The sequence below is a fragment of the Ensifer sp. YR511 genome (assembly GCF_900103045.1).
GTDB classification, from domain to species: Bacteria; Pseudomonadota; Alphaproteobacteria; order Rhizobiales; family Rhizobiaceae; genus Ensifer; species Ensifer adhaerens.
Genome location: NZ_FNGR01000042.1, coordinates 1 through 26036, shown reverse-complemented (window position 1 = coordinate 26036; position 26036 = coordinate 1). Strand labels below are relative to the sequence as shown.

The following is a 26036-nucleotide window of genomic DNA, read 5'->3' as shown; positions in this document are numbered from 1 at the left end:
TCGCACGCTTTCAAGCAATAACGGCGCAGGAGGAGGTCTTGCGCCGCAGAACCACAAAAACGGGAGGACCCGCATGAAGAATACCGTCTCCATCGCATGCATCATGGCAGCCGTTTTCGGCGTTGCTGCTCCGGCCGCCGCTTTCGAGCCCGATCGTCCAGTTGAATTCGTCGTCACCGCCGGCCCCGGCGGCGGCACCGACATCTTCGCCCGCACGATCCAGGCGATCATCGGCAAGTACGAGCTGATGAAGGCTCCGGTCGTCGTGACCAACAAGGGCAGCGCCGGCGGCGCCGAAGGCTTCGTCTACACGGCGACCAACAAGGGCGACGCCTACAAGCTGGCATTCGGCACCAACAACGCCTACCTGCTGCCGGTCCGCGCCAAGGTTCCCTACAAGGCTGAAGACCTGACGCCGGTTGCGGCGCTTGCTTCCGACGAGTTCGTTCTCTGGGTCAACGGCAAGGCCTCCTACAACACCGCTGCCGACTTTGCCGCCAAGGCGAAGGAAGGCGGCCTCAAGATCGGCGGCAGCCAGTCGAAGGACGTCGACCAGATCCTGACCTCGATGATCAACGAGACGACCGGCTCGACGATCAACTACATCCCGTTCAAGAGCGGCGGCGAAGCGGCCGTTCAGCTCGCCGGCGAGCACCTCGATGCCAACGTCAACAACCCGAGCGAAAACCTTGGCCAGTGGCAGGCCGGCATGGTCAAGCCGCTTTGCGTCTTCAAGAGCGTCAAGCTTTCGAACGAAACCAAGGTTGCCGGCGACAAGGCCTGGAGCGACATCCCCACTTGCAAGGAATCGGGCATCGCCATCGACAACTACTCCATGCCGCGCACCGTCTGGCTGCCGGCTGGCGTTGACCAGGATGTGGTCAAGTTCTATGCGGACCTGATGCGCAAGGTTTCGGAAACGCCGGAATGGGCGAAGTACCTGGCCGACACGTCGCAGTCGCCCGCCTACATCGCCGGCGACGACTTCAAGGCCGCCATCGAAATGGATGGCGCTGCTGTCGGCGAGGTGCTGAAGCGCGAAGGTTGGCTCGCCAACTAACAGGCGACGATCGGGACGGGTGCCATCCGGCGCCCGTCATTCGCTTTGAAAGGTCACGATCATGAGCGAGAACGGTGCGAATGGGGTCTCCCGCTTCGCGGTTGAGCTTGGTGTTGCCGCACTGACCGGCGCCTTCGGTGCTGCGGTCTGCTACGGATCTCTCGATATCGGCGCGGGCTGGACGGAATTCGGTCCCGAAGCCGGCTATTTTCCCTTCTATGTCGGGCTTCTGATCCTTCTCGGAAGCGTCGCCAATGCGATCCACGCCTTCGTGAAACATCGCGGGTCCGGTGAGATCTTCATCGACGGTCACCGCGCCAAGGTGGTGGCATCGTTCCTGCTGCCGCTGGTTGTCTTTGCCGGCGTATCCGCCTGGCTCGGCCTTTATGTCGGGACGGCGCTCTATATCGCCGGAACCATGCTCTTCCAGGGGCGCTACAAATGGTGGATCGCGCTGCCGTCGGGCATCGCCGTTTCGCTGTTTTTCTTCATCGTATTCGAGTTCGGTTTCAAGGTTCCCCTGCTCAAGGGACCGATCGAGGCCTGGTTCGGGATCTATTGATTCCGACCGCTCAAGGGCATGTCGCGTAAGCGCGCACAGCGGTCTTGCGCTAACGACAAGCAAAAAAAGTCAAAGACTTAAAGCGCGGGGAGCGAGCCTCAAGGATCGTGACGTGCTTTAAGCCCCGGGAGGAATGACATGGAAAATATCGGTCTTCTGATCGATGGCTTCGGCCACATCCTCAGCTGGAACCATATCCTGCTGATGATGATCGGCGTCACGCTCGGCATTCTGGTCGGGGTGCTGCCCGGCCTTGGCGCGCCGAACGGCGTTTCGCTGCTCTTGCCGCTGACTTTCTCGATGGACCCGATCTCCGCCATCATCCTGCTCTCCTGCATGTACTGGGGGGCGCTCTTCGGCGGATCGACCACATCGATCCTGTTCAACATTCCCGGCGAACCCTCGTCGGTGGCGACCACGTTCGACGGCTATCCGATGGCGAAAGCCGGGCAGGCGAGCCGAGCGCTGACGCTCGCCTTCGTATCCGCCGGCATCGGCGCGCTGGCCGGCGTCGTGATGATCACACTGCTTTCCGGCTGGGTCGCGAACTTCGCACTGCGTTTCTCGTCGCCGGAATACTTCGCGGTCTACTTCCTTGCGTTTGCAAGTTTCATCTCGATGGGCGCGCAATCGCCCTTCAAGACGCTCGTCTCGATGATGCTCGGCTTCGCGCTTGCTTCCGTCGGCATGGACACGATCTCCGGCGACCTGCGCCTGACCTTCGATATCCCGACGCTGATCAAGGGCGTCAGCTTCCTGATCGCGGTCATGGGTCTCTTCGGCATCGGCGAACTGCTGCTGACGACGGAAGAGGGCCTGCGCTTCGAAGGCATTAAGGCGCGCGTCAAGCTCGTCGAGATCGGCCGCACGCTGGTCGAGATCCCGCGCTACTGGTTCACGATCCTGCGCTCGACGATCATCGGCATCTGGATGGGCATCACGCCCGCCGGCCCGACCGCGGCTTCCTTCATGAGCTACGGCGTTGCCCGTCGCTCGGCCCGCGACAAGTCGAAGTTCGGCAAGGGCGACCCGCGCGGCGTCGTCGCACCCGAGACCGCCGACCACTCGGCCGGTACCTCGGCGCTGCTGCCGATGCTGGCGCTCGGCGTTCCCGGCTCGGCAACGGCGGCCGTCATGATGGGCGGCCTGATGATCTGGGGCCTGACCCCCGGCCCGATGCTTTTTACCGAGCGGCCGGACTTCGTCTGGGGCCTGATCGCGTCCATGTATCTCGGCAACGTCGTCGCCGTCTTCCTGGTGATCGCCACCGTGCCGCTCTACGCCTCGATCCTGCGCGTGCCTTTTGCGATCATCGGTCCGATCATCGTCGCCGTCATCTTCTCCGGCGCCTATCAGGTGGCAAACTCGGTCTCCGACATCTTCATGGTCATCGGCTTTGGCGTACTCGGCTACGTCTTCAAGAAGCTCGACTACCCGCTTGCGCCGCTGGTTCTGGCCATGGTGCTCGGCGACAAGGCTGAGGACGCCTTCCGCCAGTCGATGCTTCTTTCCGGCGGTACCCTGAACATCTTCTGGTCAAACCCGCTGGTTTCCTCTCTGATGGCGCTTGCTCTTGCCCTTCTGCTGTCGCCGCTTGTCTTCGGGCTGGTCGGCCTGGTCCGCAAGCGCAAGCAAGATGCGGCCACGCCGCATGGCGACGGCAGCGCGGCGGCTTGACGGAGCCGCCGCACCTCAAAACAAGCGCATCGGAAAAGCGCGGCGCGGTCTGCTTATAGACTGCGTCGCAAAATAAGTGAGGAAAACCATGGCGAACCCATCGCGCAAATGGACCCGTGAAACCTGGCCGATCGCGGCCGCGATGATCCAGTATCCGAACGTGCTAGCAGACGGCAGCTCCGTGCAGGATCAGTCGGTCGAGCAATGGGCCGAGACACTCGCCGATGTCGTCGACGCCGGCTTCACCGAGCTCGACCCGACCGACAGCTGGATCCGGCTCGCCGACCTCCCGGCCGCGCGGCGCGATGACTTCGTCAAGCTGACGCGTGACCTTGGCCTTTCCATGCCGGCGATCTCGACTTCGCGGCGTAGCGTCATTGATCCGGAGCATGGCGACGAATATCTCGCCTACGGACATCGGGTCATCGACACGGCTGCGGCCATCGGCGCCGGCTCCGTTTCCTTCGGCTTCTTTCGGCCTTTGACCGACGCGCAGAAGAAAGCGCTCTGGTTCTGGACCGTCGACGGCGTCAAGAACCCGGAAGACCCCGCGGTCTGGAGACAAGCGGTTCAGCGCATCCGCGAACTTGGTCGCCATGCCGAGGAACTCGGCATCGAGCTGGCGCTCGAGATGTACGAGGACACCTATATCGGCTCGGCCGACAGCGCCGTGCGCTTCGTTACCGATGTCGGCCTGCCGAACGTCGGCATCAATGCCGATCTCGGCAATCTCGTGCGCCTTCACCGCCCGGTCGAGCACTGGCAGCCGATGATGGCCAAGGTTGCACCCTTCGCCAAATACTGGCACGTCAAGAATTACTACCGCACCGAGGATGAGACCTCGGGGCTGGTGGTCACCCATCCGGCGCCGCTGGAATTCGGCGTTATCAACTATCGGGCGGCGATCCGTATGGCCTTGGCGCATGGCTTCGACAGCCCGTTTCTCTGCGAGCATTACGGTGGCGACGGGCTCTCCGTCAGCGCCGCCAACCGGGACTATCTGAGGCGCATTCTGCCTCGCGACTAAGGAAGAGACGCGATGACCACAATCTTTGACGCACCGGAAGAATTTGCGACGACCGCGCTTGCCGGATTCAGCTCGATCTACGCGCGCAACGTCCGTCTCGTGAAGGGCGGCGTCGTGCGCTCGACCAAAGTGCCGAAGGGCAAGGTCGCCGTCGTCGTCGGCGGCGGCTCCGGCCACTACCCGGCCTTTGCCGGCTATGTTGGCCCGGGCATGGCGGATGCGGCCGTGGCCGGTGACGTCTTCGCCTCACCTTCGACCGCGGCAGTTGCCCGCGTCTGCCGGGTGGCTGACCAGGGCGGCGGCGTGCTGCTTGGCTTCGGCAACTATGCCGGCGACGTCTTGAACTTCGGCGTTGCCGCCGAGCGGCTGCGCGCCGAAGGCATCGACGTGCGGATCGTGCCGGTGACGGACGACGTGGCGAGCGCCTCTGCCGAAACCCCGGCCAAGCGCCGCGGCATCGCCGGCGACCTCGTGGTCTTCAAGGTTGCTGGAGCCGCAGCGGAAGCGGGCCTCAATCTCGACGAAGTTGAGCGCGTCACCCGTCTTGCAAACGACCGCACCGTCTCCTTCGGTGTGGCTTTCGGCGGCTGCACGCTTCCGGGCGCCAAGGGTCCGCTCTTCACCGTTCCAAAGGGCGAGATGGCCCTTGGTCTCGGCATCCACGGCGAGCCGGGTATCCGCGAAGAAAAGATGGTTTCGGCAACTGAGTTCGCGAAGCTGCTCGTCGGCAAACTGCTCGCCGAGCGGCCGGCGGATGTGCGCAAGGTCGCACCGCTTCTGAACGGCCTCGGCTCGACCAAGTATGAAGAACTCTTCGTGCTTTGGGTTGCGATCGAAAAGGAACTGAAGGCGGCTGGCCTGGAGATCGTCGATCCGGAATGCGGCGAATTCGTCACCAGCCTCGACATGCAGGGCTGCTCGCTGACGCTGATGTGGCTGAACGACGAGCTCGAGACCTACTGGCGCGCGGCTTGCGATGCGCCGGCCCTGCGCAAGGGGGCGATCATCGCCACCGAGCCCGCGACGGACACGCTCAAGGATGACGAGGACGCCATTTCCTTCGCAGCGGCTTCCGAGACCTCCCGTCAGAGCGGCGCGTGCATTGCGCGGCTGATCGGCGAAATGGCCGAGGCGCTGAAGCAGGCGGAAGACGAACTCGGTCGCATCGACGCCTTTGCCGGCGACGGCGACCACGGACAGGGCATGCGCCGCGGTTCGGCCGCGGCCAACGATGCCGCGAAGGCGGCGGTTGCAGCGGGTGCAGGCGCCGCCAGCGTTCTGGCGGTGGCGGGCGATGCCTGGGCGGACCGGGCCGGCGGCACGTCGGGCGCGATTTGGGGCCTGCTGTTGCGCGCCTGGAGCAATGCCTTCAACGATGATGCAGCCCCGACCGATGCCGCGATTGTCGACGGTGCCCGCCGTGCGCTCGATGGCGTGACCCGCCTCGGCCGCGCCCGTGTCGGCGACAAGACCCTTGTCGATGCATTGGTGCCTTTCGTCGAGACCCTGGAGCGCGAGTTTGCCGCCGGAAAGCCGTTGATCGAGGCATGGCAGGCGGCGGCAAAGGCTGCGACCGAAGCGGCCGAAGCTACTTCGAGCCTGACGCCGAAGCTCGGCCGGGCACGGCCGCTTGCGGAAAAGAGCATCGGTCATCCGGACGCCGGCGCCGTTTCTCTGGCGCTGACGGCACGCGTTGCCGCCGGTGTCCTGGCGCAGGCCGCAAAGGCCTAAGAAACGTTATCTCCTCCGATCGGGCGGCGCCGTCGCCCGATCGGAACCTCCCCCCGTGTAACCGCTGAATTGCCCTGCGCCAATCGGCGCCGCCACACGCTGCCGCGCAATGAGCGTCCCCTACTGCCCAGGCACGGCCTTCCGTGGCTTTTTCAACACAATCTGCAGTCATTGTTGGGGAAACCCGACCAATTTTATCGTCTGCTAAAAGCTTGCCACGGAATTGCCCGATCGCGGGCTATGGCTTTGGTTTCCTGCAGCGTGCGCTATGTGCTTAAGTTCGTGTGCCGCCGGTCAAATGACAATCATTTCTGACGTTCCGAGAAGGAGACAAGAATGAAAAAGAGTTTTGCCGTAAAGGTGTCCGCAGCGTCTCTGGTTCTCGCTGGCGCGATCGCCGCAAACGCAGCCGATCTCGCGACAGTTCAACCGCAGCCCGAGCCCGACACAAGCAACGGCGTCAAGATTGGTTACCTCGATTGCAACATCGCTGGCGGTGTCGGCTATGTGCTCGGCTCGGCCAAGGAAGTCGACTGCGTCTTCCGCTCGACCATGGGTGCTGAAGCCTCCGACCACTATTCCGGCGCCATCCGCAAGATGGGCGTCGATGTCGGCTTCACGACGCAGAGCCGCCTAATTTGGGCCGTGTTCGCACCGACCGCCGGCTACCACCGCGGTTCGCTCGGCGGTCTCTACCAGGGTGCAACGGCGGAAGCGACCGTCGGCGCCGGTATCGGTGCCAACATCCTCGTCGGCGGCACCTCCGGTTCGATCCACCTGCAGACGATCAGCGTGATCGGCCAGATCGGCCTGAACCTCGCGGCCACCGGCACGTCGATGACGCTGACGGCCGTCAACTAACGTCGTTTGGGCGGCCCGTTGCACCTCCCACAACGGGGCGTCGAAAGACCGGGTAAGACGCAAAGGCACCGCACGCTGGAGACGGCGCGCGGTGCCTTTGTTTTTTGGCCTGTTGCCATTGGCCGATTCGCGTTTAAGGAATGCGGCCAGGAATCGTGCGCCGACAGGGCGAACTTCGAGGGGTTGGATTGAACAAAAGCCTTTGCCTGGGCGTCGTTGCCCTTTGCCTTGCGTCTGAGCCGCGGTTCGCCTCTGCCGAATGGCAGCCGGTCGAAAAGGAAGCGCTCTACACAATCACCGGGCAGACGGGTGCCGAGCTCTACGCCTCGATCGGCGAACGGGGTCCGAAAGCCGGAATCGGCAGGGCGATCGCACACACCAACTTCAAGCTGACCTGGACGCGAAAATATGAAGAGCAAGGCGGTGCCTGCGTGCTGGCGGTGGCAAAGCCGAAACTGATCATCACCTACACCCTGCCGAAACCGGCAAGGCCGCTGCCTTCAGGCACGCGCGAAAACTGGGACATCTTCATCGACGGCGTGCGCAAGCACGAACTCGTGCACGGCGATTTCATCAAGGAGATGGTCCGCGCGATCGAGCAGGCGACGCTGGGCCTCACTGTTCCCGACGATCCGAAGTGCCGCAAGATCAGGACCGTCATGACCGAGCGCCTCGGCGCGCTCTCGCAGACGCAGCGCCAGCGCAGCCGCGACTTCGACCAGGTCGAGTTGACCGATGGCGGCAATATTCACCAGTTGATTCTGAAGTTGGTCAACGGGCCGTAACCGCCTCGTTCTCAGCTCGGAAAGGCGCCGAACCTCTGCCCGGCGCCGTATCACTCACGCATAACGCACCAAAAACTCTTCGGCCGTCAGCTCGCGGAAATCGTCGAGCGCGCGGCGCAGGCGCTGGTGGTCCCAGTCCCACCACGAGAGCGCGTCCATCCGCTCGCCGACGCCCTCGTTGAAACGGGCGCGGATGAGCTTGGCGGGCACGCCGCCGACGATGGTGTAGGGCTCGACGTTCTTCGAGACGACTGCGCCGGCGCCGATAACAGCACCGTTGCCGACAGTGACGCCCGGCAGGATGGTGGCGCCGTGGCCGATCCACACATCATGGCCGATCGTCACCCGGTTCGAGCGCCGCCAGGCGAAAAGGTCGTGGTCGAGTTCGGTATCGTCCCAATAGTTCGGCGCGCGATAGGTGAAGTGATGCAGCGTCGCCCGCCAGGTCGGGTGGTTGGTGGCGTTGATGCGCACGGCGGCTGCGATGTTGACGAACTTGCCGATCGTTGCGCACCAGATCGAGCCGTCCTGCATGATGTAGGAGTAGTCGCCGAACTCGACCTCGTCGAGCCTTGAGCGCTCCTGCACTTCGGTGTAGCGGCCGAGCGTCGAATTGTTGACGCTCGCCGTCGGGTGGATAAAGGGCTCCAGCCCGAGCTTCTGGCTCATGCGGCAGCCTTTCGCGGCGAGAAGGCCGAGACGTCGAGAATGCGATCGGCAACGGCGTCGCGCACTTCCTCGTCGTGGAAAATGCCGATCAGCGCGGTGCCCTTGGCCTTTTTCTCGGCGATCAGTTCGACGACAACCGCCCGGTTCTTCGCGTCGAGCGACGCGGTCGGCTCGTCGAGCAACAGGATCTTGTGGTCGGTGATGAAGCCGCGGGCGATGTTGACGCGTTGCTGTTCGCCGCCGGAGAAGGTCGCCGGTGGCAGGCTCCAGAGTTCGCGCGGCAGGTTCAGCTTGTTCAACAGTTCGGCCGCATGGGTGCGGGCCTCTTCGAGCGGCATGCCGCGGGCCTGTAGCGGCTCGGCGACGATGTCGAGGGAGGAGACGCGCGGCACCACCCGCAGGAACTGGCTGACATAGCCGAGCGTCGTGCGCCGGACTTCGAGCACCGTGCGCGGCTCGGCCGTTGCCAGATTGACCAGCTTGCCGTCGTGATCCATCAGGATCTGGCCTTCGTCGACGCCGTAATTGCCGTAGAGCATTTTCAGGATCGAGCTCTTGCCGACGCCGGAGGGGCCGCCGAGAACGACGCATTCGCCGGCCTTCACCGAGAAGGAGACGTTGGCGACGACCGGCCGGCGGATACCGTCACGCAGATGCATGGTGAAGCTTTTTGCGACTTCGGAAACAACAAGGGGCGTGGCCATGGTTTACACCTGCAGGATCGAGGAGACGAGGAGCTGGGTATAGGGCTCGCGCGGATCGTCGAGCACGCGGTCGGTCAGCCCCTGTTCGATGACCGCGCCATCCTTCATCACCATCATGCGGTGTGAAAGAAGGCGGGCGACGGCGAGATCGTGGGTGACGATGATGGCGGCAAGCCCGAGGTCATGCACGAGGCCGCGCACGAGATCGAGCAGGCGCGCCTGAACCGAGACGTCGAGGCCGCCGGTCGGCTCGTCCATAAAGACGAGGCGCGGGGAAGTGACGAGGTTGCGGGCGATCTGGAGGCGCTGACGCATGCCGCCCGAAAAGGCGCGCGGCTGGTCGTCGATGCGGTCGATGCCGATTTCCACCCGCTCCAGCCAGTCTCTAGCGGTGGCGCGGATGTTGCCGTAGTGGCGATCGCCGACGGCCATCAACCGCTCGCCGACATTGGCGCCGGCAGACACGGTCATGCGCAGGCCGTCGGCCGGGTTCTGGTGCACGAAGCCCCAGTCGGTACGCATCAGGAAGCGGCGCTCGGCTTCGCCCATGCGGGCGAGGTCACGGTACTGACCGTCGCGCATGTGGTACTCGACGATACCGGAGGTCGGCATCAGACGGGTCGAGAGGCACGACAGAAGTGTCGTCTTGCCCGAGCCGGATTCGCCGACGATGGCGAGCACTTCGCCCGCATAGAGCTCGAAGGAAACGTTGCGGCAGCCGATGCGGCTTCCGTAGAACTTCGAGACGTCGTTCACTTTCAGAAGCGGGAGCGTACTCATTCTGCGGCTTCCTTTCGGGCAAGCATGTGACCTGCATGGCCGCAGGCGCGGCGGTCTTCGCAATGATCGGTATCGGAGCAGACGAACATGCGTCCGCCCTTGTCGTCGAGGATCACCTCGTCGAGATAGACGTCCTCGGCGCCGCAGAGCGCGCAGGGCTTGTCGAAGCTCTGGATCTCGAAGGGATGGTCGTCGAAATCGAGGCTGACGACTTCGGTATAGGGCGGGACAGCGTAGATCCGCTTTTCGCGACCGGCGCCGAAGAGCTGCAGCGCTTCCGACATATGCATCTTCGGATTGTCGAACTTAGGCGTCGGCGACGGGTCCATCACGTAACGTCCCTCGACCTTGACCGGATAGGCGTAGGTCGTGGCGATATGGCCGTTGCGGGCGATGTCCTCGTAGAGCTTCACATGCATCAGCCCGTATTCCTCGAGCGCATGCATCTTCCGCGTCTCGGTCTCGCGCGGCTCGAGGAAGCGCAAGGGTTCCGGGATCGGCACCTGGTAGACGAGCGTCTGTCCCTCCGAGAGTTTTTCCTCCGGAATGCGGTGGCGCGTCTGGATGATCGTCGCGTCTTTCGTCCGGGTGGTGACGGCAACGTCGGCGACCTTCTGGAAAAAGGCGCGGATGGAAACCGCGTTGGTTGTGTCGTCGGCGCCCTGGTCGATGACCTTCAAGACGTCCTGCGGACCGAGGATCGAGGCGGTGACCTGGACGCCGCCGGTGCCCCAGCCGTAGGGCATCGGCATTTCGCGCGACGCAAATGGAACCTGGTAGCCGGGAATGGCGATCGCCTTCAGGATCGCGCGGCGGATCATGCGCTTGGTTTGTTCGTCCAGATAGGCGAAATTATAGGTAGCAAGGTCGTTCATCGCTGATTACCCTTGAGTGTGTCGACCGCTGATGAGGCCAGGATTTGAGCGAGATTTTCGTCTGGGTGATTGGGATCTTCGTGCTGTGTTCGGCGGTTGCCGGCCTGTTCGGCATTGCCCGCCGGCCGCAGCGCGAGACGGAGAGCAGGGCGTGTAAGAACGACGGAGGTGGCGACGCCGGTGGTGTCTATGCCGGTGACGGCGGCGATTGTGGTGGCGGGGATGGCGGCGGCGATTGAACCGCTAGGGCTGGCGGTATGCCCGATCATTCGGCCGCCTCCCGTTGTACCTTCGGTGCTTCACCTGAATTCGCGGCCTCGTAATCGCGGCGCATGCGGCGCACGAGATCGAGTTCGGCCTGGAAGTCGACATAGTGCGGCAGCTTCAGGTGCTCGACGAAGCCGGTAGCCTGAACGTTATCTGCATGCGAGATGACAAATTCCTGATCCTGGGCGGGTGCGACGATGTCCTCGCTGAACTCGTCAGTGCGCAGTGCCCGGTCGACCAGCGACATCGACATCGCTTTGCGTTCACTCTGGCCAAAGACGAGGCCGTAGCCGCGGGTGAATTGCGGCGGCTGCTTGGCCGAGCCCATGAACTGGTTGACCATCTGGCATTCAGTGACGCGGATCGCGCCGAGTGAGACGGCAAAGCCGAGTTCCGGCAGATCGAGTTCGACTTCCACTTCTCCGATGCGGACTTCGCCGACGAATGGGTGGGTGCGGCCGTAGCCGCGCTGGGTGGAGTAGGCGAGCGCCAAGAGGAAGCCTTCGTCGCCGCGGGCAAGCGCCTGCAGTCGCAGGTCCCGGGCCATCGGAAACTCCATCGGCTCGCGGGTAAGGTCGCCCATGACATGGCCCTCGGGCATCTGGCCATCACCCTCGATCAGGCCTTCGCCGTCGAGAATGTCGGAGACGCGCATCACATGCTCACCGGGCTCCTTGACTGCCGGTTCTTCGACCGCTTCGTCGGCGATCAGTGATGGGTCGAGCAGGCGGTGGGTGTAATCGAAGGTCGGGCCCAGAAGCTGTCCGCCGGGCAGATCCTTGTAGGTCGCCGACACGCGGCGCTCGACCTTCATGTCGGCGGTATCGACCGGCTCGGAGTAGCCGAAGCGCGGCAACGTCGTGCGATAGGCGCGCAGGATGAAGATCGCCTCGATCATGTCGCCGCGCGCCTGGCGGACGGCAAGGGCTGCGAGCGCACGGTCATAGAGCGAGGCTTCCGCCATCACTCTATCGACCGCAAGGCCGAGCTGCTCGACCACCTGGTCGATGGTGATGGAGGGAAGGCTACGGTCGCCACGGCGGCGATCGGCGAGAAGGCGGTGGGCATTGGCAATGGCGGCTTCCCCGCCCTTGACGGCTACATACATGGCTCACGCCTCCTTGAGCGAAAGACGGGTGGTGCGCGGCAGGCAGATGAGCTTGTCGCCGGCCGTCAGCACGAGATCGACGCCGCGCGGAAAGATCGCGCGATTGGCGGTCCAGAATTCGAGGAAGACGTCCGGCAGCCCCTTCACCGCAATCTCCGTCACGTCCTTGATGCCGGGGCCTTTGGCGGTCAGCGCAGGGCCGCCGCTCAGCGCTTCGACTTCGATGACGAGTGTCGTCGAGCGATCCGGATATTCCTGCGTGCCAAGCGAGAACTGGTCGAAGCCGGGGAAGGCGGCGCCCTTTTCGATGAAGGCGAAGCGCGCGTCGGTCTTGCTGGTGGTGAGCGGAGCACCGGTGTGGAAAGCGATCCACTGCGGAACGGCCGATTTGGAAAGTGCCGGCGTCAGCCAGACGGGCGTGTCATGGTCGCACAGAGTCAGCGCTACGGCGCCTGCGGCCGTAGCGAGCGGAGCCGGAGGCGTGCTCGTCGCTTCGAGGCGCTTGATCGTACCCGGACGGGCAAAGCCGTCCATCAGGTCGCGGAAGACGGACTGAGCGGCAAAGACTGGATCGGCAAAGGCGCCGGCGTAAATCTGCGATTGGCTGGCCATCAGTCGTCTCCCCGAACCATGGTGAAAAAGTCCACGCGGGTGGCCGCGGTTTCTTCCGCCTTGCGGCGTTCTTCCTGGGCAAGCCGGTCGGCCACGCGGCCAAGTAGGGCCTCGACCTTAGCCCTGTCGCCGTCACGCTGGGCAAGGGCGTCGAAGATGGCGGCAAGCCGGGCGCGTTCCTTGTCGGTTCCGAGCAACTGCCCGTGGCCGATTTCGCCGGTGGAAAGGCGGACGGTGGCGCGCGACACCGTAGCCTCGCCGAGATTGAAGGGATCGCCGCCGCCGCCGATGCGGCCGCGCACCATGACGAGGCCGGTCTCGGGGCCTCGGACCGGGTGAACCTCGGGCTGGTCTGCGAGCGCTTTCCAGGCGTCCTTGAGTTCGGCGAGCGTTGCCTGGGCGAGCAACCGCATGGCCTCCTTGCGCGCCGGGTCCGGCGGGCTTTCCTGCTTCACTTTCGCGTCCATCATTTTCACCTCAAATGTCTATTGATCTAGACAACTATACATCTTATACTTTTTCATAACGTCGGCAAATGACAGGCTTGTGACATGCCAATGCGAAAAGACACGGCAGCGCGAAAAGTGGTGGAGCGCCAGACCGGCGTCGCTCTCTGGCGGCAGATTGCCGACCGGATCCGCCTGGCGATCAGCAATGGCGACTATGACGCGACCGGCATGGTGCCGCCGGAAACGGTGCTTGCGGGCGAGTTCGGCGTCAACCGGCACACGGTCAGAAGCGCGCTGGCGGCGCTGGCCGAAGAAGGGCTCGTGCGTCCCGTCCAGGGGCGCGGCACGATGATCGAGCGCAAGGAGCGGGTGAGTTATCCGATTTCAAAGCGCACGCGCTTCTCGCAAGGTCTTGGCCACCAGGTGAAGGAAATTGGCTCGCGGCTGCTCGGCCACACGGAATTGCCGGCAAGGGGCGAAGTGGCGAGCGCGCTTGCCATCAGGCCCGGTGATCCGGTGATCGAACTCAGAACCGTCAGCAGCGGCGATGGTCGACCGCTCTCGGTTTCCTCGAGCTACTATCCGGCGCATCGCTTCCCGCGCATGGCCGAAGAATTCGAACAGCTGCACTCCGTCACCAAGGCCTTCGCAGCCCACGGTCTGGATGATTATGTACGCGCCTCAACGGAGATCGTCGCCCGGCACGCTGACGCCGACGAGCTTGCGATGCTGAAGCTCTCGCCGGGCGCAATCGTGCTCGAAGCCCAGTCGATCAACGCCGATCTCGACGGCAAGCCGATCGAATATTCCCGTAGCCGCTTTGCCGCTGACCGGATGAAGCTGCGGATCGAGACTTGAGGCCGTCAGGCCGCCTCTGCCGGTCGCGATGACGTCTCGCTCAACCAGAAGCGTTCCGATCCCTGTCAGGAAATAAGGCAAAGGCCGTATTTCCGACGCGTTTTTGCCGCATGACCGGAGCCTGCATCAGGACCGCGCATTCGGGAATTCTCTAAGGGGGAGAATGGCAATGGCGACGTGGCGACCCGATCCTTCCTTCTATCCATCACCGCGCATGGCGGCCAAGGCTCCAAAGGAGACGCTCGCCTACGTGGCGGCTTTCGATCCGGACCGAAGAAGGCTGGACGCGATCGCCGTCGTCGATGTGGATCCGGCGTCGCAAAGCTATTCGCAGATCGTCGGGCAGGTCGAGATGCCGAATGTCGGGGACGAGTTGCACCATTTCGGCTGGAACGCCTGCTCCTCGTGCCTGTGTCCCAACGCACCGCATCCACATGTCGAGCGTCGCTACCTGGTGGTGCCGGGCCTGCGCTCCTCCCGTCTCCATATCATCGACACCAAGCCGGACCCCCGCAATCCGAAGATCGTGCGGGTGATCGAGCCCGCGGAAATCGCCGAGAAGGCGAATTATTCGCGGTTGCACACAACCCATTGCGGACCCGAAGGCATTTACGTCAACGCGCTTGCGGATCGAGACGGCAAGGCGCCCGGCGGCATTTTCCTGCTCGACCATCAGAGCTTCGATGTGCTCGGACAGTGGGAAATGGACCGTGGGCCGCAGAAGCTCGCCTATGATTTCTGGTGGCACCTCGGCCACGACACGATGATCACCAGCGAATGGGGCACACCCGATACTTTCGAGAACGGGCTGGTGCCGGAGGTGCTGCTTGGCTCGAAATACGGCCGTCGCCTGCATTTCTGGGACCTGCACAAGCGCAAGCACGTGCAGGAGATCGACTTCGGCGAGGAACACCAGCTCGTTTTCGAACTGCGCCCGGCGCACGATCCGACCAAGGCCTACGGTTTCGTCGGCTGCGTCATCAGCCTCAAGGACCTCTCGGCGTCGATCTGGACCTGGTATCGCGACGGCGACCGATGGGCCGTGAAGAAGGTGATCGAGATCCCGGCAGAACCGGCCGATCCGGATCTGTTGCCACCGGTGCTGAAAGGCTTCAGTGCGGTCGCGCCGCTCGTCACCGACATCGACCTGTCGATGGACGATCGCTTCCTTTACGTTTCCTGCTGGGGCACCGGCGACATGATCCAGTACGACGTGTCCGACCCCTTCGCACCGAAGGAAACGGGGCGGGTCAGGATCGGCGGCATCGTTTCGCGTGCGAGCCATCCGAAGGCGAAGAACGGTGCGCTCAACGGTGGGCCGCAGATGGTGGAAATCAGCCGCGACGGCAAGCGGGTCTATTTCACCAACTCGCTCTATGGCGCCATCGACCCGCAGTTCTATCCCGAAGGCATCGACGGTTGGATGGTCAAGCTCGATGTCGCCGATGGTGGCGGGATCGCCTTCGACGAAAACTTCTTCGTCGACTGGCCAAAGGGTCATCGACCGCATCAGGTTCGTCTCGAAGGCGGCGACTGCTCGTCCGATTCCTATTGTTATCCGTGAGGAGGGAGCCGCGGTGCAGCCGGGTCACGGCGAATGACGACGGTCTGGCCATGGCTCTCGCTCGCCGGCCTCGGTGCCTTTCACGGCCTCAACCCGGCAATGGGCTGGTTGTTTGCGGTTGCGCTCGGACTTCATCGCCAGAGCAGCCGGGTCGTCTGGCTGTCCCTCGCACCCATTGCGGTTGGTCACGCGATCTCGGTCGCGACCGTGCTGGCGGTGGTCGCAGCATTCGGCTCGGTGCTGGATCCGAACACATTCAGGATCGCGGCCGCCGTGCTCATTCTGGGGGCCGCCGGCTACACCGCCATTCATGGCCATCGCCACCGCGTCCGGATCGGAATGCGGACCGGCATGGCGGGACTTGCGGTCTGGTCATTCCTGATGGCGACGAGCCATGGGGCCGGCCTGATGCTGGTGCCGGCGGTGCTCAGTCTCTGTCTTGCAGGTCACGCCGGCGAACTGGCGATGGCAAGTTCGCTGCCGGTCTCGCTCGCCGCCGTCGCAGTGCATAGCATCGCGATGCTGACGGTGACCGCGGTGCTGGCGCTCGCCGTCTTCACCTGGTTCGACCTTGCGGTCCTGCGTTCCGCCTGGATCAATTTCGATCGCCTCTGGACGTTCGCACTCGGGGCAACCGGCGTCGCACTCCTCATTCAATGATCCGCATCGCAGCCGCCAGGCTATTGCCGCTGCGATTTTACATAAGCGATATAGCCGCGGACATCGGCGGCGGGCTCGGCATAGGCGGCCCCGAGCGTTCTTTCGATGCTTGCCATGTAGGTCTTTGCCCAGTCCGGCAGGTCATAGTCGATCGCGGCCAGGAACTCGAGCGTTGCTGCGAGCCGGATATCGGCGATCGAAGGCTTCGCGCCACCGATGAACGGCTTATCGCCAATGTAGAAAGCGCGGAATACGTCGAGCGGTTCGGCAAGGGCTGCAACCGCTGCCTTCCGGGCGATCTCCTTCGTCGCCGCATCGGCATCGCTGCAGCCGACTTCGCCCGCGTAGAGCGGAAAGTTCAGCGCCGGATAGGTTGCGCGAGCAAGGTAGGGATAGAAGGTGCCGATCAGGTAGAACATGGCGCTGTCGATCATCGCGCGTGCTTCGGGTTCCCTCGGGTAGAAGTCATCAAGCCCATGTTTGTTGCAAAGGTACTGCATGATCGCGCAGCTTTCCCAAAGCGCGCCCCTGGGCAGGTCCGCGGTCTCGATCATCGGTGTCAGATGCGACGGCGCTCGTGCCAGATATTCGGGCGAGCGCGTCTGGCCGTAGACATCGTTTTCACTGAAATCGAGCTTGGCCGCGCGCAGGAACACGCGCGCGGTCATGTTGTTGACGCTGGGCTTGATCACGTTGAGCTGGATTGCGGACATGGCATTCCTCCCGGTTGATCGTCGTTGAACTGGTGCCGGCTCGCCCGCCGCAGACACCGCCACTTGGCTGCAGATCTCGCCAAGCGCCACCCTATCGCGGTCCGTATGGGTTCTTCGGTTGGCGATCGAGCGACAGCGTCGGCCGAGAGCGTTCGTTCAGGGCTTCGATCGCATCGGCGAGATGGACCTCGGCGATGTTATAGTCGCCGCGTTCAGTCCTGATCCTATGCGCTTCCATCAGGACTTCGGCATGGCTGTGACCGGCCGGCGGCTCGAAGCGATAGGAGGCAAGTTCAACCAGCAGCCCAAGCGGATCTTCGAAGTAGATCGAATCCATGAAGCCGCGATCCTTGACGCCACTGTGGCGGATCTTTCGCTCCTCGAGCCGCTCCACCGCCTGGTTGAATGTCGCGCGCGAAACAGCAAAGGCGATGTGATGCACACAGCCCATGTCGGTCGGGGTGCGCTCGGGATCCGGCGTGCGGTTCTCGTCGGTGAAGACGGTAATCAGGCGGCCGTCGCCCGGATCGAAATAGAGGTGGCTTTCGCTCGCCCGGTCGAGGTTCGGTTGCTCGAAAATGAAGGGCATGCCGAGCAGCCCCTCCCAGAAATCGATCGACGTCTGACGGTCCGCCCCGACAAGCGTGATGTGGTGAACGCCTTGCGATTGCAGTTTGCGCATAGCCGGCCTCCCGGGTTCGGCGGAGAATGTGGGCCGAATGGCTCCTGGCACCGCTTTCCACCGCATGCAATTGTCGCCCGTCGCGGGCAGAAGGCAAGCGCCAATCACGGGTGGGTTGGCGGGCGGCAAACGTGTTGTGGCTGGGCAATGCACAGCTTTTAGCCCACCCGACCTTCGTTCTGAGGTTGTGTCTGCCGAAGAAACCGTTTCCGACACGCGTGTTTTGATTTCCCCGGCAAACTTTCCTATCTTCCGGTTGCAGTATCCGCAGGGTGGATGGAGGACAGATGCCGGTCATGCGGCGGTCGAAGATCAGGCAGCGCCTGCTGATCATGCTTGTCACCGGTATCGGCGGCATGGCGGCGGCTGCGATTTCCTTTGCATCGGCGGTTTATGATGCAGCCAATCCGGTTCCTGTTCCGGTCATAGGTAAAGACCAGGTCGTCGACACGGGCCGGTGGCGGGTGACCATAAACGGCGCCCATATGTCGTCTCTGCCGCCGACCGGCACCAAACCGTTCGAGCCGAAGCGGTTCCTGCTGGTGAATCTCGAACTCGACAACCGGTCCGTGGCCAGCAGCAACGTCTTCATGAACCTGATCACGATCAAGGATGACGCCGCTCCGCTGCAGCCCAAGCCCACCTATTACCTGGCGAGGGACAAGTGGATCGCCAGCGCGATCAATCCGAACATGCCGGAAAAACTGGTCGCGGCCTGGGAGTGGCCGGCGGACCGCCCGGAACCGCAAACGCTTTCGCTGGCGATCGGCAAACAGATCTATAAGCCACGTGACAATCTCTACGGCGCGCCGAATTGGTTCGATGACGGCGAGGCCGCGGTCGTCGAGTTGCCGGTGACGCAAGCTGTGGAGACGACGGAGCAATGATGTCGGCTTTCCGTACGCTGCTGCTTTGCGGCCTTGCAAGCGCGGCGCTCTATGGGATGCGAAACAGCACCCCCGGCTACGGCGACATCACCGCGCCGATCGCCATTCGCGGCGCTGTCGGCGAGCGGGTGGAGACGCGCGACTTCGCTTTCGGCGCAGCCAATGTGCATCTGGCACGACAGCTCAAGGTCGAAAGTTTTGGACGGGTCAAGGACTTCTCCACATCCGGCATCTGGCTGGTCATCGAGGGCGCGGCCGTCGCCAAGACGGAAACGATGACGTTGATGTCCGCCGAGTGGCTGGCGGGCAATGGTCTGCGCTATGCGTTGAGCCAGCGGTTCTCGACCGTGCCGGGCTATCTGCCGGCGGAGCGGCTCGAACCCGGCCTGCCAAGGCCGGTGCTTCTTGCCTTCGAGCTTCCCGAGGCGGCCGTTGACCAGGGCACGCTGCTCGTCGCACGCAGTCGTGTGTCGCCGCTCGCCGAGGAACTGTCGATTGCGCTCGGCGACAAGAAGCCGGCCGAGATCAAGCCGTCCGTCACCATTGCGCGCAGCGGCAGCGGCGCGCCCTGGACACTGGCCGCGCACTGAGGGAGGTAGTCATGAGCGAGAAACGCACCTTCTGGACCTGCCTGCTCGCGTTGATCGTCGCGCTGCCGCTCGCCTTCGTTGCCCGCGCATGGGAAAGCCTTGGTGAGAGCCAATGGCTCGCCGGTGGTAGCCCGGAAATCATCGTTGCGGATGGAGCGGCGCAGGCCTTCGCCGGCGGGCAATGGAAGCTTATGGATATGCGACGCCTGCCGCGCACCGACGACGCACGCGTCATTCTTACCGAATTCGAGGCATCGCCGACCGATCTCGCCGCTTTGTCGAAGGGCGCCTGCCGCGTTCGACTGATCGACGACAAAGGGCGCCGCTTCGAACCGGTCACCCTGACCGAGCCGATCGTGCGAGAGATGTATCCGGAGGTGGCCGAGCGTCAGCGCTGCAGTGTCCTGGCCTTTACGGATGCCAAGGCCGGCAGCCCCGTCCGCATGGCCGAGAGCTTCATCGTTCCGGCGGAGGCGCGGGACCTTTCGCTGCGGATCGAATTTCCCGGCGCCAGTGACGAGACGCTGGTGTTCAAGTGGACGCGTAGTTGATCTCGACTTTCTCGGCCTGACGGGAAACGGCGTGTTCGAGCATCGCCGCCAGCAGGGTGATGCGCAGTGCATCGAGCACGATGCCGCCGTTGAGATCGCTGGGGCTGCCGATGAAAAGGCTCACGGCATCGAAAACGAGCCGCCAGCTCGCAAGATCTCCCACGTCCAGCGTCCGTGTTGCCGCGTACCACGTCCAGGCGCCGAGCCAGGCAATGGCATTGTAGGCGATGATAAAGGCGAAAAGTGCCGCCAGCCCCGAACCGAGCGTCAGCTTCAGGCAGGTCCAGATCGGCGCATAGCGGGAGCGATAATCGCCGATGAAGTGGTCGAGAAAATCGGCGACCCATTTGCGCAGCGTGCGGGCGCGGCGCGGCTTTGGCGATGCCGGCCGGGTGCGCGGTGTTGCGCTCGAAAGCTCGTAGCCGTTGATGATGGCCGCCATGACCAGCCAGACGACCGGAAGGAGCGCATAGAAGAACAGGCCTGTGGCCTGGCTATCCCAGTCAGGTTTTCTCAATTCCACCGGCACGAAGGTCTCGGCGGCATGCGCAATGCCGGCGAAGGCGAAGCCGTTCATGCCCAGAAGCTTGCCGGCGCCAAGCCAGGTGATCACCTGGTCCTTCCAGACCGACAGGCCGTAGAGACCGATGAAGATCCAGCTTGCATCTGCAGCGACGATCAGCAGTCGCCAGACGGGCGCTTCGCTCAGTTTGCTCATGCGTTTTGCGCCCCAGCGTACAAGCCAGCAGAGCGCGATCGACACGAGAACGCCGCGCGACCCCAGAATATCGAAGAAGTTGGCTTTTTCGCCGAAAGCGACGGCAGCAAGTGCTGACCGCGAATATTCGCGCACGGTCTCGCCGAGAAACCCCCAGGCGGCGTAGTAGGCAAAGAACGGCAGGAGGGCGGCGGCGGTGACGGCGAGCAGCCTGCGCTCGGCCTTCGGCACCTTGCTCTCGACAGGCGCCGCAGCCGGTTGCTGCCGGAGCGCTTCGAGCGCCGGCAAGCCCGGGCGAAGGACCATGAACATCAGCACGATGACGACGAGCTTCGCCAACACAACGAGGGAGAGCGTGACCATGCCGCCGAGCGGATGCTGCATCCCGATCCAGACGGCTGCCCGCATCAGGAGATCGTGCACGATGGCGCCGCAGGCGCCGATCAGCAGGAGCTGCGGCCAGAAGCGGGCGAGAAGGCGCGCCATCAGGGCAAAGGGTCCGAACACTTCGGCGATCGACGTCATGCCGACACCATAGTTGCGTCGGCCGGCTACGACAACCGCTCGGGGCGGGCGGAGAGACAATGTCCTCCGCGTCGCCCGGCGTCAGATGTTGCGGCGCTTGCCCTCGATCAGGTCGAGCACCGCGCGTGCCGCATCGAGCACGTTGGTGCCGGGGCCGAAGACCGCCGACACGCCGTTCTCCATGAGATAGTCATAGTCCTGGCGAGGGATGACACCCCCACAGATGACGATGACATCCTCGCCGCCACGCTTTTTCAGCGCTTCGGCCAATTGCGGCATCAGCGTCTTATGGCCGGCTGCGAGCGAAGAGACGCCAATGACATTGACCTTGTTCGCAAGCGCCATGTCGGCCGCTTCCTCCGGTGTCTGGAACAACGGGCCGGCAAGCACGTCGAAGCCGATGTCGCCAAAGGCCGACGCGATCACCTTGGCGCCCCGGTCGTGGCCGTCCTGGCCGAGCTTGGCGACCATGATTTTCGGCTTGCGGCCGAGTTTCGCCGAAACCTCGTCGAGGCGGCCGGAGAGCACCTCGAGTTCAGGCTCGCCCTCATAGGCCTTGCCATAGATCTTGCTGACGACCTTGGGCGTTGCGGCATGGTCACCAAAGGCGCCGCGCATCGCATCGGAGATTTCGCCGACGGTCGCGCGCGACCGCGCCGCTTCGACGGCGGCCGCCAAGAGGTTGCCTTCGCCGGTCGAGGCGACCTTTGAAACCGCGGCCAGGGTCTCTTTCACCTTTGCGCTGTCGCGCCGCCGCTTCGTCTCCTCGATGCGACGGATCTGCGCGGCGCGCACGGCGCTGTTGTCAATTTCCAGGATGTCGATCGGCTCCTCGTTGTCGAGCCGGTACTTGTTGACGCCGACGATGATTTCCTCGCCCTTGTCGACCGCGGCCTGGCGGCGGGTCGCGGCCTCTTCGATCAGTCGCTTCGGCAGGCCGGCGTTGACCGCACGGGTCATGCCGCCCATCGCCTCGACCTCTTCGATCAGCGCCCAGGCCTTTTCCGCGAGTTCATTGGTCAGGCTCTCGACATAGTAGGAGCCGGCAAGCGGATCGACGACCTTGGTGACACCGGTCTCGTGCTGCAGGATCAGCTGCGTGTTGCGGGCGATGCGCGCTGAAAACTCCGTCGGCAGTGCGATCGCCTCGTCGAAGGAGTTGGTGTGCAGCGATTGCGTGCCGCCAAGGGCGGCCGACATCGCCTCGAAAGCGGTGCGGATGATGTTGTTATAGGGATCCTGCTCCTGCAGCGAGACGCCCGAGGTCTGGCAATGGGTACGCAGCATCAGCGAAGACGGCTTCTTCGGCTCGAACTCCTTCATGATCCGGGTCCAGAGCAGCCGCGCCGCCCGAAGCTTCGCCGCTTCCATAAAGAAATTCATGCCGATGGCGAAGAAGAACGAAAGCCTCCCGGCGAACTCGTCGACGTTCAGCCCCTTGGCAAGGGCAGCCCGCACATATTCGCGCCCGTCGGCGAGCGTGAAGGCAAGCTCCTGCACCAGCGTCGCGCCGGCTTCCTGCATGTGGTAGCCGGAAATCGAGATCGAATTGAACTTCGGCATCTCCTTCGCCGTATACTCGATGATATCCGCGACGATGCGCATCGAGGGTTCCGGCGGGTAGATGTAGGTGTTGCGGACCATGAACTCCTTGAGGATGTCGTTCTGGATGGTCCCCGAGAGCTTGTCGCGCGAAACGCCCTGTTCCTCGCCGGCGACGATGAAGGAGGCGAGGATCGGAATGACCGCGCCGTTCATGGTCATCGAGACCGACATCTCGTCGAGCGGGATGCCGTCGAACAGGATTTTCATGTCCTCGACCGAGTCGATCGCAACCCCTGCCTTGCCGACATCGCCTTCGACGCGCGGATGATCGCTGTCGTAGCCCCGATGGGTCGCAAGGTCGAAGGCGACGGAAAGGCCCTTTTGTCCGGCCGCGAGATTCTTCCGATAGAAGGCGTTCGAAGCTTCGGCCGTGGAGAATCCGGCATATTGGCGGATCGTCCAGGGACGCCCGGCATACATGGTCGCGCGCGGACCACGCACGAAAGGCTCGAAGCCCGGCAGCGAATCCAAATGATCGATGCCGTCGAGGTCGCCGGCCGTATAAAGCGGCTTCACCGCAATGCCCTCGGGCGTCTGCCAGGTGAGGCTTTCCGGCGCTGCCTTCAGTTCACGCTCGGCGAGCGTTTCCCAGTCCTTGGTGGTCTTTTCGGTCATCGGATGTTCTCCTGGATGATGGCGTCGACAGCCGTCGCCATCATTCGAATTCCATGATCAGTTCGTCGACCGCGAGGCTGGCGCCGGCGGCGACCGCCACGCGCTTGACCACGGCCTTCTTTTCGGCGCGCAGAATGTTTTCCATCTTCATCGCTTCGACCACGGCAAGAGCCTGCCCGGCCTCGACGGTGTCGCCGGCCTTGACCGTGACCGAGGTGATGACACCCGGCATCGGGCAGAGCAGCATGCGCGACGTGTCCGGTGGCAGCTTTTTCGGCATCAGCCGCGCCAGCTCCGCAACCCGCGGGCTTCTGACGTGGGCAATGGTGTCGATGCCGCGCCAGCGGAGCCGGATGGCGGTTCCAACCCGATCGACTTTGACGCTCAAGGGCTCATTGTCGATGTTGAAGGTGGCAAGGGTGCGGCCGGGAGCCCAGTCACCGGCGATCGTAACCGAGGCGCCGTCGGCAAATCGGACATAGGCACCATCGGCAGACGCGCCGGCGGTGACTGCGAAGTTGTGATCGCCGAGGCTGACCACCCAGTCGTGACCGACGATGCGACGGTGATTGCCGATCGTGCCGGAGATCTGGCTGGCGCGCTCCTGCAGCACCTGATTGATCGATACGGCGACGGCTGCGATCTTGCGAAGCGACTGCTCGTCGGCCGCAACGCCGTGGAAGCCGTCGGCGAATTCCTCGGCGATATAGGCCGTGGTCAGCCGGCCCTCTCGGAACCGCTGCTGCTGCATGACGGCTGCAAGGAACGGCAGGTTGTGACCGATGCCTTCCACCTCGAACTGATCGAGCGCATCGGCCATGGCATCGACTGCCGTCTTGCGATCCGGCCCCCAGGTGCAGAGCTTGGCGATCATCGGGTCGTAATACATCGAGATCTCGCCGCCCTCGAAGACGCCGGTATCGTTGCGTGTCACCGTGCCATCTTCGCGTCTGCCCTCGACCGGGGGACGATAGCGCGTCAGCCGACCGATCGACGGCAGGAAATTGCGGTAGGGGTCTTCCGCATAGAGCCGGCTTTCGATCGCCCAGCCATTGAGCTTTACGTCGTCCTGGCCGAAGGCCAGTTTTTCGCCACTCGCAACACGGATCATCTGCTCGACGAGATCGAGCCCGGTGATGAGCTCGGTCACCGGATGCTCCACCTGCAGGCGGGTGTTCATTTCGAGGAAGTAGAAATTGCGCTTGCCGTCGACGATGAACTCGACGGTACCGGCCGAATGATAGCCGACCGCCTTGGCGAGCGCGACCGCCTGTTCGCCCATGGCCTTGCGGGTCTCGGCATCAAGGAACGGCGAGGGGGCTTCTTCGATAACCTTCTGGTTGCGTCGCTGGATCGAGCATTCGCGTTCGCCCAGGTAAAGCGTGTTGCCGTGCTTGTCGCCAAGCACCTGGATCTCGATATGGCGCGGTTCGGTCACGAATTTTTCGATGAAGATGCGGTCGTCGCCAAACGCGTTCTTCGCTTCGTTCTTCGACGACTGGAAGCCTTCGCGTGCCTCCTGGTCGTTCCAGGCGATGCGCATGCCCTTGCCGCCGCCACCGGCCGAAGCCTTGATCATCACGGGATAGCCGATCGATGCGGCGATCCGCACGGCCTCGTCGGCATCCTCGATCAGGCCCATGTGGCCCGGAACCGTGGAAACGCCGGCCTCGGCCGCAAGCTTCTTCGAGGTGATCTTGTCGCCCATTGCCTGGATCGCGCCAACCGGTGGACCGATGAAGGCAACGCCTTCCTTTTCCAGGGCTTGCGCAAAGGCGGCATTTTCGGAGAGGAAGCCATAGCCCGGATGAACGGCATCGGCGCCGGTCTTGCGGATCGCATCGATAATCTTGTCGATGACGATATAGGACTGCGCCGAGGGCGAGGGGCCGATATGCACCGCCTCATCCGCCATGCGCACATGCATCGCGTCGCGATCGGCGTCGGAATAGACCGCGACCGTTGCGATGCCGAGCTTCTTCGCAGTCTTTATGACGCGGCAGGCAATTTCACCACGGTTGGCGATGAGGATTTTCTTGAACATCTTGTTTCTCTTTCAAATCCGGACTGCGCGTCAGCGTTTGAACTTGCGGCGATAGGGCAGAAGCGCGATCGAGGATGCTGCAGCAGCACCTCCAAAGAGCAACGCGAAAGGCACGACGACCATCAGGGTTGCGAGCACCGGGCTCGTCGAGCGGATGATGTGCGTGCCGACCGCGCCGATATTGAGCCAGATCAGAACGCCGGCCGTTATGGCCCCGATCGCAACGCCGATCAGCGCGTTGACGATCATGTAGCGCAGCATCTGCCAGTGGTCGCGTCGGGCCTCTTCCGGCGTCATTACGCGTTCCGGCTCCCGTTCCATCGTCGCCTCCATCAGAGCGGGATCGTGTCGTGCTTGCGCCAGCGGACATCGACCTGCTTGTTGCTCAAGGACGCGAAGGCACGAGCGATGCGGCGACGCGACGAATGCGGCATGATTACTTCGTCGATGAAGCCACGCTCGGCGGCGACGAACGGATTGGCGAAGCGCTCCTCGTATTCTTTGGTGCGCGCCGCAATCTTCTCGGCATCGCCGAGTTCCGAGCGGTAGAGGATCTCGGTTGCGCCCTTGGCGCCCATCACGGCGATCTCGGCGGTCGGCCAGGCATAGTTGACGTCGGCGCCGATGTGCTTGGAGGCCATGACGTCGTAGGCGCCCCCATAGGCCTTGCGGGTGATCAGCGTCACCATTGGCACGGTCGCTTGGCTATAGGCGAAGAGCAGCTTGGCGCCGTGCTTGATGACGCCGCCATACTCCTGCGCCGTGCCAGGCAGGAAGCCGGGCACGTCGACCAACGTCAGGAGCGGGATTGAGAAGGCGTCGCAGAAGCGTACGAAACGCGCGGCCTTGCGCGAGCT

The 26036-nt window shown here is 63.5% G+C and carries 28 protein-coding genes; 13 read left to right on the top strand and 15 right to left on the bottom strand.

The features are described 5' to 3' along the window. Positions 1–73: 73 nt before the first annotated feature. The 7 genes from BLU15_RS34780 to BLU15_RS34750 all read left to right on the top strand — a co-directional run bounded on the left by BLU15_RS34780 (position 74) and on the right by BLU15_RS34750 (position 7703). Entirely contained in the window at positions 74–1060 is a 987-nt protein-coding gene (locus BLU15_RS34780; protein WP_060520518.1) for a Bug family tripartite tricarboxylate transporter substrate binding protein, read from the top strand. Between the two features lie 61 nt (positions 1061–1121). Continuing rightward, complete coding sequence (locus tag BLU15_RS34775; protein ID WP_034800080.1) at positions 1122–1622, top strand: tripartite tricarboxylate transporter TctB family protein; 501 nt, start codon at positions 1122–1124, stop codon at positions 1620–1622. Positions 1623–1760: 138 nt separating this feature from the next. After that, complete coding sequence (locus tag BLU15_RS34770) at positions 1761–3299, top strand: tripartite tricarboxylate transporter permease (RefSeq protein ID WP_034800081.1); 1539 nt, start codon at positions 1761–1763, stop codon at positions 3297–3299. A gap of 88 nt (positions 3300–3387) precedes the next feature. Next, positions 3388–4326: a sugar phosphate isomerase/epimerase family protein gene (locus BLU15_RS34765; protein WP_090301703.1), complete on the top strand. Its 939-nt coding sequence runs from the start codon at positions 3388–3390 to the stop codon at positions 4324–4326. 12 nt (positions 4327–4338) lie between these two features. Next, positions 4339–6057 carry a dihydroxyacetone kinase family protein gene (locus tag BLU15_RS34760; protein ID WP_060520519.1) on the top strand — a complete coding sequence of 573 codons (1719 nt, stop codon included), beginning with the start codon at positions 4339–4341 and terminating at the stop codon, positions 6055–6057. 336 nt (positions 6058–6393) lie between these two features. Further along, complete coding sequence (locus tag BLU15_RS34755; RefSeq protein ID WP_090301701.1) at positions 6394–6918, top strand: DUF992 domain-containing protein; 525 nt, start codon at positions 6394–6396, stop codon at positions 6916–6918. Positions 6919–7058: 140 nt separating this feature from the next. Then, positions 7059–7703 carry a DUF922 domain-containing Zn-dependent protease gene (locus tag BLU15_RS34750; protein WP_060520520.1) on the top strand — a complete coding sequence of 215 codons (645 nt, stop codon included), beginning with the start codon at positions 7059–7061 and terminating at the stop codon, positions 7701–7703. A gap of 54 nt (positions 7704–7757) precedes the next feature. Here BLU15_RS34750 and BLU15_RS34745 read toward each other — a convergent pair whose 3' ends face one another. From BLU15_RS34745 to phnG, 8 genes are read right to left on the bottom strand one after another with little or no spacing between them, the layout of a single operon-like run. Then, the gene (locus BLU15_RS34745; protein WP_090301699.1) at positions 7758–8372 is read right to left on the bottom strand and encodes a DapH/DapD/GlmU-related protein; all 615 of its coding nucleotides are present in this window, start codon (positions 8370–8372) and stop codon (positions 7758–7760) included. Next, positions 8369–9076 (bottom strand): phosphonate C-P lyase system protein PhnL, encoded by a 708-nt coding sequence (phnL, locus tag BLU15_RS34740; protein WP_034800087.1) that lies wholly within the window; start codon positions 9074–9076, stop codon positions 8369–8371. The genes BLU15_RS34745 and phnL overlap by 4 nt, the downstream gene beginning before the upstream one ends. Positions 9077–9079: 3 nt before the next feature. After that, complete coding sequence (gene phnK, locus BLU15_RS34735; RefSeq protein ID WP_034800088.1) at positions 9080–9856, bottom strand: phosphonate C-P lyase system protein PhnK; 777 nt, start codon at positions 9854–9856, stop codon at positions 9080–9082. Then, a complete protein-coding gene (locus BLU15_RS34730; protein ID WP_034800089.1) occupies positions 9853–10731 on the bottom strand; it encodes an alpha-D-ribose 1-methylphosphonate 5-phosphate C-P-lyase PhnJ in 879 nt (292 codons plus the stop codon). Before BLU15_RS34730 ends, phnK begins: the two co-directional genes overlap by 4 nt. Next, positions 10728–11000 (bottom strand): hypothetical protein, encoded by a 273-nt coding sequence (locus BLU15_RS39240; protein WP_143034322.1) that lies wholly within the window; start codon positions 10998–11000, stop codon positions 10728–10730. The genes BLU15_RS34730 and BLU15_RS39240 overlap by 4 nt, the downstream gene beginning before the upstream one ends. Then, complete coding sequence (locus tag BLU15_RS34720; RefSeq protein ID WP_034800091.1) at positions 10997–12106, bottom strand: carbon-phosphorus lyase complex subunit; 1110 nt, start codon at positions 12104–12106, stop codon at positions 10997–10999. Before BLU15_RS34720 ends, BLU15_RS39240 begins: the two co-directional genes overlap by 4 nt. A gap of 3 nt (positions 12107–12109) precedes the next feature. Continuing rightward, entirely contained in the window at positions 12110–12718 is a 609-nt protein-coding gene (gene phnH, locus BLU15_RS34715) for a phosphonate C-P lyase system protein PhnH (RefSeq protein WP_029742727.1), read from the bottom strand. Beyond that, positions 12718–13185: a phosphonate C-P lyase system protein PhnG gene (gene phnG, locus BLU15_RS34710; protein WP_090301696.1), complete on the bottom strand. Its 468-nt coding sequence runs from the start codon at positions 13183–13185 to the stop codon at positions 12718–12720. Before phnG ends, phnH begins: the two co-directional genes overlap by 1 nt. A 90-nt stretch (positions 13186–13275) precedes the next feature. On the opposite strand from phnG, the gene phnF reads away from it, so the two are divergent. From phnF to BLU15_RS34695, 3 genes are all read left to right on the top strand, one after another. Then, a complete protein-coding gene (gene phnF / locus BLU15_RS34705) occupies positions 13276–14025 on the top strand; it encodes a phosphonate metabolism transcriptional regulator PhnF (protein WP_029742729.1) in 750 nt (249 codons plus the stop codon). 169 nt (positions 14026–14194) lie between these two features. After that, on the top strand, positions 14195–15589 hold the full coding sequence (locus BLU15_RS34700) for a selenium-binding family protein (RefSeq protein WP_090301694.1): 1395 nt from the start codon (positions 14195–14197) through the stop codon (positions 15587–15589). 33 nt (positions 15590–15622) lie between these two features. Continuing rightward, positions 15623–16249 (top strand): hypothetical protein, encoded by a 627-nt coding sequence (locus BLU15_RS34695; protein ID WP_090301692.1) that lies wholly within the window; start codon positions 15623–15625, stop codon positions 16247–16249. Between the two features lie 20 nt (positions 16250–16269). Here BLU15_RS34695 and BLU15_RS34690 read toward each other — a convergent pair whose 3' ends face one another. Both BLU15_RS34690 and BLU15_RS34685 read right to left on the bottom strand, forming a co-directional pair. Then, positions 16270–16962, bottom strand: coding sequence for a glutathione S-transferase family protein (locus tag BLU15_RS34690; protein WP_029742732.1), 693 nt, complete (start codon positions 16960–16962; stop codon positions 16270–16272). Between the two features lie 91 nt (positions 16963–17053). Beyond that, on the bottom strand, positions 17054–17644 hold the full coding sequence (locus tag BLU15_RS34685) for a VOC family protein (RefSeq protein WP_060520524.1): 591 nt from the start codon (positions 17642–17644) through the stop codon (positions 17054–17056). 287 nt (positions 17645–17931) lie between these two features. On the opposite strand from BLU15_RS34685, the gene BLU15_RS34680 reads away from it, so the two are divergent. From BLU15_RS34680 to BLU15_RS34670, 3 genes are read left to right on the top strand one after another with little or no spacing between them, the layout of a single operon-like run. Beyond that, positions 17932–18531, top strand: coding sequence for a hypothetical protein (locus BLU15_RS34680; protein WP_090301690.1), 600 nt, complete (start codon positions 17932–17934; stop codon positions 18529–18531). Continuing rightward, positions 18531–19121 (top strand): hypothetical protein, encoded by a 591-nt coding sequence (locus BLU15_RS34675; protein WP_244546912.1) that lies wholly within the window; start codon positions 18531–18533, stop codon positions 19119–19121. The genes BLU15_RS34680 and BLU15_RS34675 overlap by 1 nt, the downstream gene beginning before the upstream one ends. An 11-nt stretch (positions 19122–19132) precedes the next feature. Further along, positions 19133–19672: a hypothetical protein gene (locus BLU15_RS34670; RefSeq protein WP_090301685.1), complete on the top strand. Its 540-nt coding sequence runs from the start codon at positions 19133–19135 to the stop codon at positions 19670–19672. Here the strand turns inward: BLU15_RS34670 and BLU15_RS34665 are convergent. The 5 genes from BLU15_RS34665 to BLU15_RS34645 all read right to left on the bottom strand — a co-directional run. Further along, entirely contained in the window at positions 19653–20915 is a 1263-nt protein-coding gene (locus BLU15_RS34665; RefSeq protein ID WP_090301683.1) for a hypothetical protein, read from the bottom strand. The genes BLU15_RS34670 and BLU15_RS34665 overlap by 20 nt on opposite strands. Positions 20916–20996: 81 nt before the next feature. Beyond that, positions 20997–23135: a methylmalonyl-CoA mutase gene (gene scpA, locus BLU15_RS34660; RefSeq protein ID WP_034800101.1), complete on the bottom strand. Its 2139-nt coding sequence runs from the start codon at positions 23133–23135 to the stop codon at positions 20997–20999. Between the two features lie 40 nt (positions 23136–23175). Next, entirely contained in the window at positions 23176–25179 is a 2004-nt protein-coding gene (locus BLU15_RS34655) for an acetyl-CoA carboxylase biotin carboxylase subunit (RefSeq protein ID WP_090301681.1), read from the bottom strand. A 30-nt stretch (positions 25180–25209) separates the two neighbouring features. Next, on the bottom strand, positions 25210–25500 hold the full coding sequence (locus tag BLU15_RS34650; RefSeq protein WP_244546911.1) for a hypothetical protein: 291 nt from the start codon (positions 25498–25500) through the stop codon (positions 25210–25212). An 11-nt stretch (positions 25501–25511) separates the two neighbouring features. After that, positions 25512–26036, bottom strand: a 525-nt coding sequence (locus BLU15_RS34645) for a carboxyl transferase domain-containing protein (RefSeq protein WP_305765362.1), incomplete at its 5' end; no start/stop codon positions are given.